A 12,168-nucleotide genomic window follows, 5' to 3' on the forward strand; every position below is an offset into this window, starting at 1 on the left:
GTTCATTCATCTCCTGTATAACTCACTAAGCCGTTGAGCTGCACAATCTATCGAAACCAATCGGCTTATAACGAGTATAAAAATGAGATAGAGGAAAACAGTTCGGTGCTCAACGATATGAAAATCATTGTAACGGGAGCGGCTTCCGGCATTGGGGAGCAGCTTGTACAAGCTTAAATGATCGATGCGTGTAACAGCGCATGGTGAGCGATGCGGTGGCAGGCGCTCCGATTTTTGAACGATGGTATGATGATGGCTAATCTAGAGTTGAAGGGGATGGCGTGAATGTCAGCGGAACAGCTCATTACACATTTTTTTGAAGAGGTAAAATCGGGAAAAGATCCAGACAAAGCTCATCAATACATGGCTCCGCTTGTTAAAGCTCATCAAGTGAATGCCGAACATTCGGCCACGATTGACCGTACACCTGACAATTATGCCGAGCATATAAGAGAGTTTAAAGATATGTTTGGCGATTTCGTGGTGGAAGTCCAAGAGCTAATTGCTCAAGAGCAAAAAGTGTACGTTCGTTGGAAGCAGACGGGCAAGCACGTTGGTGTTGTTGAAGGATATGCTCCCACGGGGAAGGAACTGGTTGAAATCGCAAGCGCGGTGTATCGTGTGGAAGATATGAAGATCGTCGAATATTGGATTCAAATTGATCGCTTAGGAATGCTTAAGCAGTTGAAACAGCATGAACTAGAAAACGATAAGTAGGTCAGCCACATGGAGACGGCTGGATAGAAATAATATGCCGAGAATATCACTAGTGAATAACGAAAGAAAGGAGGGGAATCGATGAAAATTCTAAAGGGATTCCTTTTAATTAGCTTGTTTATCATTTCCTTTCTGGCTGGTATCTCTACTTATAAAGCCACCCTTTGGTACGGGTGGGAGCAAGCAGTAGGCAGTGATCTGAATGCGATTCTATTTTGGTCAATCCTTGCGTATGGCATCGTGTTAGTACCGTTATACTTGTATGTTTGCGCTATTGTCCGTACAAGACAGCTGAATCCGTACATCAAACTAGCGCTGTACCCTTTCGCCTGTGCCGCACTTTTTATTTTACCAACTGCATTCATGATGATGTTCTTTGGTGGGGGAAGGTTGATTTCGGCTGAAGCGCAGCTGTTCTATGCTTTTTTTGCCTCATCGGGTGTCGTATTTGGGCTGGGATACGGTGCTATACAAGGGTTGAGCCGTCGCTATAGAACAGTTTGAATACATAGATTTGCCATGGTAATATGTAGAATAAGATAATGAAAAGGAGAATCACAGTCATGGTAAATAGAAAGCGTTAACGTGCGGTCGTTATTGCTCGGGCCCGATCACCTCCATACCTGTTATTGTTTGTTCATTTCATTTAGTAGGGATAGATGATATTAAGGATGAAGATGGAGGAGTATAGAGATGGCTAAACCGGAAATGTACGTAACTTTAGTATGTGGACCTGATTGTGATATGGAAACGCAAGCGATTAGGGCTTCACTTGAGTATTTTGGGGCACGTGTTATGACGCATTGGGTGGGAAGACCATCCGATTTGATGGATGTGCTGTCTGGCGAAGATGTAATGCTGAATACGGATCTGATTATCTTGAATTTTCATGGAGATGAGGGCCGTTTCATTATGCCGGAATTGGATGAATCGGTGTATGAAGAGGGGGAGCCACGAGGTAACTTTGGCCCAGATGAAATCGCACGCTTTACGAAGCTAGCTGGGCACATCGTAATCGGCAATGGCTGTTCGCTCGGTGATCCTGCACTGGCGCAAGCCTTTTTGGGTGGCGGTTGTCGCATTTATATTGGGCCGGATGACTATCCGTTTGGGAATACGGCACTGATGTTTGCACTCCGTTTATGCTATGAAATGATTCAGAATAAGAAATCGATTCAGGAGGCTTTTGCCATCACAAGGGCGATGGACCCTGAAATGGACATGTATCGGTTGTATGAACAAGCCGCTGCCAAGTCGCTTGACGCTTCGCTGAAATTATAAGTAATGAGAAGTAAAGCTGCTCGAAGTTTCGAGTAGCTTTTTCGATCATTTAGATGGAGCAGGGGGGAATGGGTGTGAGTGAATATCGAATTCGCCCGGTTACCGAGCTGGACATCCCGTTTTTATGGGACATGTTGTATGAATCATTGTATACGCCTCCGGGGGAGGAGCCGTTTCCAAGGGAGATTATACAGGAGCCTTTTCTAGTAAAGTATGTGGCTGACTGGGGTCGAACGGGTGATGTCGGATTTATCGCGCAAAATGAGAAGGGTGAGCGTATCGGTTCGATTACGTGTCGGCTTTTTGCTGAGCCTAACAAAGGGTTCGGCTATGTGGATGAACAGACGCCAGAGCTTGGGATGGCGATCGCCACAGCGTATAGAGGACAGGGCATCGGGACAGCGCTAATGAGCGCTTTGTTCGCGGAGGCTAAGCAGCAAGGAGTGAAGGCGCTTTCGCTAAGTGTTGACCCGCATAATCAAGTTGTGCGGATGTATAAACGATTTGGCTTCAAAGAAGTTGAGGTCGTCGGAACTTCGGTGACGATGGTTGCGGTGATCGAGTAGACGAGCGTATATGTTTGGAATAGGATTGAGGAGATGAAAGCATCATGTTCCAACTTGAATTAACGAATGCCATCTGGTTGTTCGTCGTCCTTTTTATGTTGCATGACTTTGAGGAAATTATAACAGTTGAAAAATGGGCGCCCACCATAAAAAGTAAAATCAAAGCTAACCGGCTGCATCAAATGATTTGGCAATTTTGGAACGTGAATTCGTACTCGTTCGCGAAGCGAGATGTGTTTATATTTTTAACGATGGCAACGATTACATTTCTTAAAGTTCAAAACTTCGAAGCGCAATGGAGCTCGGTGTTGTACGTCTCCTTTCTCATCTTTGTGCTTGTACACAATGTCGTTCATGTGGTGCAAACATGCATACTTAACGCGTATACGCCAGGTCTGTATACCGCTATGTTTCTCGTTACACCTTATGCGATCTACTTATTAACTCGTTTAACTTAGCTGGAAAGATGATAGATGTAAGATGAAATTTTGCTAGAATTAGAGAATTAATATTGACGAATGAACGCGGACGGTACAGTATTTGACTTATAGACGTACAGCACTATGAACAGCAACATGAACAGCACAACACTAGGAGGTAAGCAAATGGAAAAAAGACGGATCACAGCAGAGGATTTAACTAAGTTAGCGTGGGTAAGTGACCCGGTGATTAATCCGGTCAGCAATCGAATTGCTTATGTGTTGAAGCGAGTAAAGGAAGATAAGAGCGGGTATCTCACGAATATTCGTATGGTGGAGTTGGATGGCAGTCGTGACCGGACTTGGACACACGGGCCAAGTGATTCAGCGCCGACGTGGTCGCCAGACGGATCGTTGCTTACCTTTTTGCGTAAAGAAGGCAAGTCAAATCAAGTGTGGAAAATGGAGGCGGACGGCGGGGAAGCTGTTGTCGTCACGAACGCGGAACATGGTGTGTCCAGCTACATATGGTCGCCAGATGGTAAATATATGGCCTACATTTCCGGAGTGGATATGGATAAGTCGTCTGATGAGCAAGATGCAGATGCAGGTGCCGATGCAGACAGCAAGCCTAAGAAGCAGACGACTGTCGTGGATCGCTTAATGTACAAATCGGACAGCTCTGGCTTATGGGATGGCAAGCGGATGCACTTGTTCGTACATGAGCTTGCAACAGGTGAAGTAACGGCACTTACAACAGGTCACTTTGATGTATCTGCTTTCGCTTGGTCGTCGGATAGCGATTCTATCGTGTTTACGTCCAAGCAGCCTGAAGATGCGGCTCAAAATCCAGACCTCGTGTTTACGAATGACCTATTCATCATCGAACGGACGGGTGGCTCGGCTCGCAGACTGACCGATTCTAGCTATTCCATCGGCAAGCCGTTCTGTTCGCCAGACGGCAAGACGATTGGCTTCTTAGGTACGGATCGCTCGTATGGAAACGCGACGCTGACACGGTTGTACACGTTGAATAGTGAGAGCGGGAACGTCACTTGTGTGACCGAACATTTGGACTGGCAAATGGGCAGCTATTCCATTTCGGATATGAAGGCGGGCGCATTTGATCGTCCGGTATTCAGTCAGGATGGGCAGTTTATTTATACGTTGGTTTCATCTGAGGGTTGTGTGAACCTTGTACGTTTCGGTCTAGATGGTACATATAAACAAGTGACAGAGGGTGCGCGCGACGTTACGCAGTTCGTTCTATCTGCGGACGAATCCGAGGTCGTGCTCGCGTCGGCTGATTGGCAACAACCGTGCAGACTGTATCGCTTGAACCTTGCGCGTGGAACAGAGCTGCTGTTGACGAATCAAAATGAAGCTTTATTTGACGAGTTGGCCATTAGTCAGCCAGAATCGTTCTGGGTTACTACGACGGATGGCTGGAATGTTCAAGGGTGGATGATTCCACCGGTAGGGATGGAAGCGGGTCGCAAGTATCCGACCATTCTTGAAATTCATGGCGGTCCGCATATGATGTATGCGAATACGTTTATGCATGAGTTCCAACTGCTGGCGGCACAAGGCTATGCGGTCGTGTTCACGAATCCGCGTGGTGGTCATGGTTACGGACAGCAGTTCGTCAATGCGGTTCGCAGCGATTACGGTGGACGGGATTACCTTGATCTTATGGATGCCGTAGACTACGTGTTGGCGAACTATGATTATGTTGATGAGACGCGACTTGGTGTGACAGGCGGTAGCTATGGCGGATTTATGACCAACTGGATCGTCGGTCATACGAACCGCTTTAAGGCTGCGGTTACCCAGCGTTCGATTAGTAACTGGACGTCCATGTACGGTGTAAGTGATATCGGCTATCACTTTACAGAAGATCAGATTGGCGGTCAGCCTTGGGCTAATTTGGAGCAGCTGTGGAAGCAGTCTCCGCTTGCTTATGTGAGTAATGTTGAGACGCCGCTCTTAATTTTGCATGGCGAGCAGGATTTGCGCTGCCCGATTGAGCAGGCGGAGCAGTTGTTTATTGCCTTGAAACGATTAGGCAAGGAAACGCAGTTCGTTCGCTTCCCTGGCGCGAACCATGAGCTGTCGCGCAGCGGGAACCCTGAGCTGCGTATGGAGCGCTTGAATCGGATCGTAGGCTGGATGAACCGATTCATTCATGTGGATGCTGCGAGCGGCGAACTCGTGAACAACTAGTGACTAACGTGGCGATGGAACGAGCTCCTGATGCCGCAGGTTGTATCATTCAAGATGAACAAGGCCGCGTTTTGCTAGTGCATCAACATTACGGTAAGCATCTATGGTCCATGCCAGGGGGCGTCGTTGACGCTGGGGAATCTGCGTGGGATGCAGCCATTCGTGAGTGTAAAGAAGAGCTGCAAATCGATGTCACCCAATTAGAGCTGGCGGGCATCTACTTTTTAGCGCATCGAAATGGCTATATCTACGTGTTTCGTGTGCTCGAATATGTAGGTACCCCGCAAGCTGATGGTCATGAAATTGATGAGTGCGGATTTTTTCATCTCGATGAGCTGCCAAGGCCGATCACGAATGTGATGGTCGAGCGGATCGTGGATGCGGTGAGGCAGGATAAAGCGGTGATGAAAATACAGCATTTGGACGATTATGTGACGTTGACGTAATAGAGGGTGCTGGCGTGTTATTATCGTTGAAATCGGTATGTAGCTTTGTGTTGGTAAAATGAGTGGCCGTGGTTTATTAACCTGCTTGATTAGGTTAGTAGGCCACGGCTTTATTTACGTTCCAACTTTTCAGGAGAATATTGGACGATAAAGCCACGGAATTGGTGAGCTGCTTTAGACAGGTAGCTTTTAGGTGCGATACTTGCTTGGCGGCGAAATTTATGTCTTTGCTTAAAATAATTTGAACCCAATATACTTTCCTCTAAACAAAAAATAAACTGAAACATAGTTTACACGTTTGGGGATTGATGGTAATATTGAGCGAATGTATTTATCTGGAACTTATCTGTGGGAAGGTGAGAGCATGAATCATGTAAACACACCTACACCTTTGGGGGAACTGATACATCGTTACAGAAAACAAGTAGATATGACACTAGCGCATTTGGAAAGTCTAATAAATGTTTCAAAAGGAAGCTTATCTAGAATTGAAAACGGAGAAACAAAGAAACCTGACTTTAAAATCATCCAAGCTACTGCGTCTGTTCTTAATATCCCATTTCACGAATATGTTGAAATATACATTGAAATTGAGCAAAAATCAGCCTCACTAATGAGTATATTAGAGATAGCAATTACATCCCCTCAAAATGCATGGATAGCTCCCAAAATTGCAACCAAATTCCTTGAAACGGAACGAGAAGACAGTGTAACATTGATAGAAAAACTGTATTCAATAACTCTAACTATTAATGATAATCATGTAAAAATTGATTTGTATCAGAGTATTATTGATTACTCACGTGGTCATGGTATTATGCCCTATATTGCTAAGGGGATGTATCGGCAATATGAAATAGTAAGAAACGATTTTAGCAAACTGCAATCTACCTATGATTCAGGCAAAAACATTCTTAACTATTCTGATTTTTTAAATCCTGCGGAACAATTGAGACTGTATTATCGTTTGGCAATTCATGCTTTCAGTCTGATGAAGTATGAGGAATCTATCGAACTAAGTCAGTTTGTAATTCAGAATGATGAGCAAAATGGTGTATTAAAAGCAAATGCAATCTTTAATATTTGTAACTGTTATTATTACTTAGGGAGATACGAGAACAGCAAATCCTATCTCGCGGAATATAGTAAGTTTTCTTTGCCGCACATTGAGGATAACGCAAAGATGATGACTGGCTGTATAAGTGGGAAAACAGGTAACCTTGAATTAGGCGTAAAGCAATTAGAAGCATATTTGTCTGATCCTTCTGAATATAATATAACGTATGCCGTCGTACAGCTTATGGATTTTTACATAATAAAAAAAGATTTTAATTCAGCTAAGTATTTATTTAAATATGAGGAACAAATGATATTGTCCTTGCAAGATAGACTAGCCACACCTGAAAACAGAGCAAAATTAGCTTATTATTATAAACTTAAAGGTGATTTGCTGCTTTCCGATAATGATGCTAGAGATGCTTTGGCTTGTTATCGAATTAGTACTTTAAAATATGCAGGTATATCGAATTTTGAAAAAGCATTTGACAGTCTATCTTTTATCACAAAAGCTATAGTCGATGATAGCTCTCTACTTGATATGGATTTAATTTTGGAGTTTAATCAATTATTCATTCATATTAAAGACAAATTAAACAAGAAAGGGGACAGTCTGGTATGAACAGATTGTTGACAAAAATCCCGATTCTTCTAGCTGTAATACTCCTTTCAGTAGTTTTGATCGGACTAGATGATTCTATTGTTCCATTTGGTGGCTCTGCTCCGTGGGATACAAAGCATTAATATACCTCTGAATTGTAACGTAGTGAACTTTAATAATTACATTCCTGTAGATACCTGAAAAGGTATCTTTTTTTGTGTTTAATCAATAATTAAATTCCAATTATGTATTTAAAGGGAAATGAAAATTTCGCTAAATTAAGTATCTATAGTCACTTGCCCAACTTGTACTATGCTTTTAATTGCACAGAAGAAATGAACTGATGGGGGTGATAATATTCTTCCTGCACACTTTTGCCCACGTGTAAATGATGGAGATCATCCATTGCTATCCGACATCAGTCATCTTAGAGCGAAACTTGTTCACGCCGTAAACGAACACGAGAGCTTTACTGCACACCCTGTCGTCCAGCTTAGCCAGCAGCTTGATGGTTACATTCTGGAATATCAGAAAGCATTATTTACGAAAGGAGGTGAAAAACGATGAAGCATCGCAAGTGGCTCATTCAATGCAGAGGCTGTAAAACTCAAAAAGAAGTAGCGACGCTCTCCCAAATTGAACGCAGTTCTTACTCTAATATAGAGAGGGGGAGGCGTGACCCAAGCGTTCAAGTAGCGAAGCGCATTGGACAAGTATTGAATTTTGATTGGAAGCGATTTTTCGACGATGATGATTGTTGCTCTGGAGAAAAAGAAGAGGCTGTGCTTACTCGCAATAAACACAGCCGATAAAGCAACCTTCAACTGTATTATAAATTATGTTTCTTAATAAAGACGAGTTAGGCTTTTAGAAGAGACCAAATCACCACGAATAAACTTCCTTTGCAACCCCTTTAACATACCCATGAAAAACCTGCATATATAACTTTACTTGGATAGGACGGAGAGAAAACTAAATAGTCCAAATGGGGAATGATTGTGAGTAAGAAATACAGCGTATTCAAAATCATGAACTGCTTACAACAACGTGTAACACAAAGTAAGACATTGTTAGTTCCTAATGTATATGGTGGGCTGTATGTGGGGCGCTTTACTTTTAATCCTCCTGCGACCAAAAGGGAAATGAGAACGTTTACGAATCAATTCAACATCCAACTCCCAGATGAGTACATCAAGTTCCTCAATTGTTGTAATGGCGCAATCCTGTTTGATATTGGAGAAGGAATACGTACGGAGATTTACGGAATAGATATGCTTACTAAGTTTATGACGACGATTTACGATATAAGGCCGCAATTTTTACCCATCGCATCAAATCCGAAAGCCAACTTCTTCATAGATACAACACAACAGGAGAACTATTTATTTTGGAACGAGGGTAGCCCTGAATATATGGCGCTGGAAATGGGGTTTGCCGAGTGGTTAGGGCATTTAATTACGGCTAATGGCTCTGATTTCTGGAATTGGAATCCGATGCTTCAATGCAGGGAGATTTACAACACGGTCAATCTGATGTGTATGAAGGTCAGGATAATTGAGAAGGAGAGTTAAAATACTACATCAAAGAACAGGCTTATGCTATTTTTCATTTGTGCATGAGCTTGTTCTTTTTTAAGGAGAGGTTTCAAATACAACGTATTGATTTTAGTGGTCTTTCTGATTCCACTTCTTTTGACCGTTATAACTTTACGTACTAAAAGGTCATCATCCGAAATAAAGCAGCCCATATGTGAGGGCTGCTTTTAATATTACTTCTTTTTTTTCGATGATACCTTTAAATCAATACTTACCAATATTGCTATAACAATGAGAAGAAGAATATATACAAGTTCATTATCATTCATACTAATTCCAAATAAGCCTACTATTATATAAAATGTTACAAGAAAAGCTATTACCAAGAAAAGAGTCATGTTAAATCACTTCCTTTTCAAAATAATAGTTTAGGTCAACTATCCTTATTGTATATTATTACATAATGAGGATTATAATTCATGATATCAGAAATATAGACTTAATAGCAATTATGCCAATCGATTTATCTATCGTCTATTTTAATGTCTGCTTGATGCCTGTATGTGTACCGCCCTTATCGTAAGCATCTTTAATGTTCAAACTGTTAACCTTTCCCCCAGCGCAATAAAAAACCACTCTTACATAGAGTGGCTAGTCCTTAAATATGTTATCTACTGATTCCTGCTTATCTGCACCGTCTAACCACTTATCAAATTGCTGGATAGCGTGTCCGTATATTCTATTTGTTGTTCGCCAAGAAGTCTCGATACAGCTTAGCTTTTCACAAGAAAAAGGCCGATTTCCTATACGCTAAGGAGAGATCGGGTGATCCTTTATTCACCTGCGTTGAGGGGGCGTAATAAATTATGATCAGGTATTCTTTTTAAGTCTAATGTGTACTCACCTAGAAAATTAATATGTTCCCAGCCTAAAGGCGAGATGGGTTATAGAAGATCTGCTCGTAACAAAGAGCTAGCGCATAAAACATTTTGATTAATGCGATGTGTATCGACTACTGTGTATTTAACAGAGGCAGCAAGATTATTACAGTCAAAAGGATTATTTGCACTTATTTTTGCATTAAGTGAAAATTTGGTTATAAGAAAACTGCACCTCCGATTGTTAGTTTTGTCTAACAATTGGGGTGCAGTTCAATAGAGCAGTCGGCCACACTATTTAACTGATATGTGTACCAGTCTGTTTTAGACGTTGCTCCAGGTGTAGGGGGTCAATAACATTTTCAGGGAAGTACAGACCCGGTCGAGGTGCTGTGTCCACTAGTCCCAACAAGTGTTCAATACCAATGGCTGCACCGAGTCCTGTCATTGAGGACTGATTATCTGGGTATACAATCTCGCGCCGTACGGTTGTCAAAGTCCCGTCTTTCAATTCCCCTGTGATCTCAATAATTATATCGTGTGTAATTTGTCCGCCGCTCTTTCTGCCGGAAGATTCGTGAGCGAGGAAGTCAAAGCGAGCGGACTTGATATCCATGGCTCCCAGACTTAAAATATCTGGTGATGAAAATGCTGTTGCCTCTTGAATACTTCCATCCACCGTTTTAATTGTACGTCCGATGTCCATTTCATCCTTCGCCCGTTTCCATTTTCCATCCTGAAAGAACAATGGATAAGGGCTGGTTTCTTCTATTTCCCCTTCATTTTGTAAAGTTCCATCTGGACCGATTTCCTCTTCTGGATCAAAAATGACACTAATATTTATGGCTTCAATACTACGGAATTGACGTGCATAGTGTTTTGCAAGTGTAATGGGAATCCCCCCCATCCAGTGGGTGGCTATAACCACGGGCGCGGCTAAGGGGCCATGAAGATAGATAGAGGTATGTTTCCCAATTTCATGTTCATATCCCGATATAAAAAGGAATGGAATTCGTTTGTTCTGAGCCCAGCGCTGGGAATAAAACTCTCCGTCTCTGAAGAAAGTTCCAACAGCACTGAGTTGTATATCCTCTGGTAAACCTAGGTTGGGACGCTCTAAATCAATTTGAACCGCTTGGGCATTACCGAGCTGATTTGCCACAGTTTGCGCTTTCTCCAAATTTCGGCCTCCGATTAAAATAGGTAATTCAGGATGAAACCGTCGAAGATGCTCGGCAGCGTTTTTACCGACCATGCCCGATCCCCCTATGAGAAGAACAGGGTGCTGTGTGATTGTAGTATTCATAATTAGTACCTCCAGTATCTAGTGATTTTTTCAAGTCATAATGTTTTGCATCTGACACAAACGATTATACATACCGATCGTTCGGTTTGTAAAGTGGTTTATTTGGACTTTATCTAAACTCGGGTTATTATGAAGAAAAAAGGAGTATCAGTGGAACCGGATTTGTAGTTATAATTCTATATACCGCAAGCTCAGGAGAATTGGATTACAATTCATACAACCGATAATTGAAAGGGGAATTCAGATGACCACAAACGAAGAATTAAGTAAAATATCCAAGAGTAAAATCCTACAAGCAGCCCAGTATTTATTCCAATATAAAGGTTATAACGCAACGTCCATCGCGGATATAGCAAAGGAAGCGAATGTTAGTAAAGGTAATATTTTTCATCACTTCTCCAATAAAGAGACTCTTTTTTTAACCATGATTAAAGAAGAGTCAATGAGGTGGAAGAGTGAATGGATAAATTATACAAAAGATTGCCTTACGGCTAAGGAAAAGATCTATGCACTAGCTGAATTCACGATTAAAGAAGAGCTACTTTTGACGAAAGCAACGGACGAGCTTTACTTAATTGGAACATTAAGTGGGGATTTTAGAGAAATTATTAAAAATATGACCGAACTATACGTGAGTTTTATCTACGATATACTTGAGGAAGGCATAAGGAATAATGAATGGACGTGCGATGATAAAGAAAGTGTGAGTGTCATACTGGCTTCATCTCTCTGTGGCATTGAAAATTTCATTAAAGGTCAATCTAAGGATGAATGGCTGCGACTGTCTTTAAAGAGCATAGATATTATATTAACCAGCCCTAACGGAGCGATGAAAAGCGAGCTATAAGTAGAGGGCTATTTTCACCAAGGTTGTATTCTAACGTCGGTTATGTGTTAACTTGATATAAAAAATAATTAGTCTCTCGCAATGATGAGTAGCTAATTATTTTTTTAATGTGCGCGTGATATGATTGGAGGGAACCGGATCATTTTCTTGGAATAGTACCCAGGAAATCGGCCCTTTTCTTGCGAAAAGCTGCTTACCGTACGAAATCTCCGAAATGTTGGCGGTACCCCTGGCTAAACCCCATAATGTTAATGTTTTCAAACAGTCATCTTGAATCTTCAACCATGGCTGAT

At 42.0% G+C, this 12,168-nt stretch carries 14 protein-coding genes; 13 read left to right on the forward strand and 1 reads right to left on the reverse strand.

The annotated features are described in order from the left end of the window. Window positions 1-33 precede the first annotated feature (33 nt). From KIK04_RS19085 to KIK04_RS19135, 12 genes are all read left to right on the forward strand, one after another. Window positions 34-177, forward strand: a complete 144-nt coding sequence (locus KIK04_RS19085) for a hypothetical protein (RefSeq protein WP_232275171.1) — start codon at window positions 34-36, stop codon at window positions 175-177. Between the two features lie 108 nt (window positions 178-285). Next, the gene (locus KIK04_RS19090; protein ID WP_232275172.1) at window positions 286-717 is read left to right on the forward strand and encodes an ester cyclase; all 432 of its coding nucleotides are present in this window, start codon (window positions 286-288) and stop codon (window positions 715-717) included. Window positions 718-798: 81 nt separating this feature from the next. Continuing rightward, window positions 799-1,221: a hypothetical protein gene (locus KIK04_RS19095; RefSeq protein ID WP_232275173.1), complete on the forward strand. Its 423-nt coding sequence runs from the start codon at window positions 799-801 to the stop codon at window positions 1,219-1,221. Between the two features lie 189 nt (window positions 1,222-1,410). Continuing rightward, window positions 1,411-1,998, forward strand: coding sequence for a delta-aminolevulinic acid dehydratase (locus KIK04_RS19100; RefSeq protein ID WP_232275174.1), 588 nt, complete (start codon window positions 1,411-1,413; stop codon window positions 1,996-1,998). A 74-nt stretch (window positions 1,999-2,072) separates the two neighbouring features. Beyond that, on the forward strand, window positions 2,073-2,564 hold the full coding sequence (locus KIK04_RS19105; RefSeq protein ID WP_232275175.1) for a GNAT family N-acetyltransferase: 492 nt from the start codon (window positions 2,073-2,075) through the stop codon (window positions 2,562-2,564). Window positions 2,565-2,608: 44 nt separating this feature from the next. Further along, on the forward strand, window positions 2,609-3,022 hold the full coding sequence (locus KIK04_RS19110) for an HXXEE domain-containing protein (RefSeq protein ID WP_232275176.1): 414 nt from the start codon (window positions 2,609-2,611) through the stop codon (window positions 3,020-3,022). Between the two features lie 147 nt (window positions 3,023-3,169). Further along, entirely contained in the window at window positions 3,170-5,206 is a 2,037-nt protein-coding gene (locus tag KIK04_RS19115) for a S9 family peptidase (protein ID WP_232275177.1), read from the forward strand. After that, window positions 5,206-5,652, forward strand: a complete 447-nt coding sequence (locus KIK04_RS19120; RefSeq protein WP_232275178.1) for an NUDIX hydrolase — start codon at window positions 5,206-5,208, stop codon at window positions 5,650-5,652. The genes KIK04_RS19115 and KIK04_RS19120 overlap by 1 nt, the downstream gene beginning before the upstream one ends. Window positions 5,653-6,016: 364 nt before the next feature. Next, window positions 6,017-7,330, forward strand: coding sequence for a helix-turn-helix domain-containing protein (locus KIK04_RS19125; protein WP_232275179.1), 1,314 nt, complete (start codon window positions 6,017-6,019; stop codon window positions 7,328-7,330). Window positions 7,331-7,714: 384 nt separating this feature from the next. Beyond that, window positions 7,715-7,876, forward strand: coding sequence for an aspartyl-phosphate phosphatase Spo0E family protein (locus KIK04_RS24480; protein WP_442951107.1), 162 nt, complete (start codon window positions 7,715-7,717; stop codon window positions 7,874-7,876). After that, on the forward strand, window positions 7,873-8,121 hold the full coding sequence (locus KIK04_RS19130) for a helix-turn-helix transcriptional regulator (RefSeq protein ID WP_232275180.1): 249 nt from the start codon (window positions 7,873-7,875) through the stop codon (window positions 8,119-8,121). Before KIK04_RS24480 ends, KIK04_RS19130 begins: the two co-directional genes overlap by 4 nt. A gap of 186 nt (window positions 8,122-8,307) precedes the next feature. Continuing rightward, on the forward strand, window positions 8,308-8,880 hold the full coding sequence (locus KIK04_RS19135) for an SMI1/KNR4 family protein (protein WP_232275181.1): 573 nt from the start codon (window positions 8,308-8,310) through the stop codon (window positions 8,878-8,880). Window positions 8,881-10,020: 1,140 nt separating this feature from the next. On the opposite strand, the gene KIK04_RS19140 is transcribed toward KIK04_RS19135, so the two are convergent. Next, window positions 10,021-11,028, reverse strand: coding sequence for a saccharopine dehydrogenase family protein (locus KIK04_RS19140; RefSeq protein WP_232275182.1), 1,008 nt, complete (start codon window positions 11,026-11,028; stop codon window positions 10,021-10,023). Between the two features lie 244 nt (window positions 11,029-11,272). Here KIK04_RS19140 and KIK04_RS19145 point away from each other — a divergent pair, with 244 nt between their 5' ends. Further along, window positions 11,273-11,875 (forward strand): TetR/AcrR family transcriptional regulator, encoded by a 603-nt coding sequence (locus KIK04_RS19145; protein WP_232275183.1) that lies wholly within the window; start codon window positions 11,273-11,275, stop codon window positions 11,873-11,875. The last annotated feature ends 293 nt before the right edge of the window (window positions 11,876-12,168 follow it).

The organism is Paenibacillus sp. 481, assembly GCF_021223605.1.
GTDB lineage: Bacteria > Bacillota > Bacilli > Paenibacillales > Paenibacillaceae > Paenibacillus_B.